Annotated in this window: 1 pseudogene; it reads right to left on the reverse strand. The window is 43.9% G+C overall.

Annotated features, from left to right (window positions below):
• A pseudogene (locus tag AB4512_RS23865) lies at positions 1–478 on the reverse strand (hypothetical protein); the annotation flags it as partial.

A 478-nucleotide genomic window follows, 5' to 3' on the forward strand; every position in this document is an offset into this window, starting at 1 on the left:
CTATTACCATTAGGGATACCGCTACCTAAGAATTCGACGCGAATCTGTTCGATATCTTTTAGATACTGGTTGTTCGTTTGCTCGGTTTTATCAAAGTTGTTGAGTGTGACATTCCATGATGAAAACGGAGTAGGTTGGAAGTAGGCGTATTCGAATTTATTCGCCACGGCACCATCGGTGATGATGCTAACATCGTTGGTTGTTGGATCATCTAGGCGGTAATAGAATGCGCGTGAAACAGGGTTAGAACTGAACTGATAGTCCTTGCTCTCATATCGGTCTAAATAGTTACCCGAACTGGAAACTCGTAAGTTGAGTTGCTTGCCATAAGGTAAGTTTTCACCCTCTAAGAACACTCGTACCGTGGAAAGCCTAACGCGGTCAAACGAACACAATTGGACTTGTTCTAGTGGAATGGTGAAGTTTAGTTGTCCGGTTGTTGCAAAGCTCTCTAGTTGCTCGGGGCTAGAAATGGTGT

The sequence above is a fragment of the Vibrio sp. 10N.222.52.B7 genome (assembly GCF_041474275.1).
In the GTDB taxonomy this organism is placed as follows: domain Bacteria; phylum Pseudomonadota; class Gammaproteobacteria; order Enterobacterales; family Vibrionaceae; genus Vibrio; species Vibrio crassostreae_C.